The following is a 247-nucleotide window of genomic DNA, read 5'->3' as shown; positions in this document are numbered from 1 at the left end:
GGTACGGAAGATATATCAGTAGATGTCAACAACGGAAAAACAAAGACAACAACAAGCTGAATTACAAAAGAAATTATGGAGTATTGCGAATGATTTACGTGGGAACATGGATGCAAGCGAGTTTAGAAATTATATTTTAGGGCTCATCTTTTATCGCTTCTTATCAGAAAAAACAGAAGAAGAAGTAGCTGAGTTATTAAAAGAAGACAACATTTCATATGCAGACGCATGGGAAGACGAAGAATAT

At 34.8% G+C, this 247-nt stretch carries 1 protein-coding gene; it reads left to right on the top strand.

All coding sequences use genetic code 11. The features are described from left to right. Nucleotides 1-22: 22 nt before the first annotated feature. Nucleotides 23-247 (top strand): type I restriction-modification system subunit M N-terminal domain-containing protein (locus KA858_RS12535; RefSeq protein WP_210135844.1); only part of this gene is annotated, 225 nt, incomplete at its 3' end.

This window comes from Staphylococcus sp. GDX8P80P, assembly GCF_017893095.1.
In the GTDB taxonomy this organism is placed as follows: domain Bacteria; phylum Bacillota; class Bacilli; order Staphylococcales; family Staphylococcaceae; genus Staphylococcus; species Staphylococcus borealis.
The sequence above is the reverse complement of the archived record's forward strand: the minus strand, read 5'-3'. Positions and strand labels throughout refer to the sequence as shown.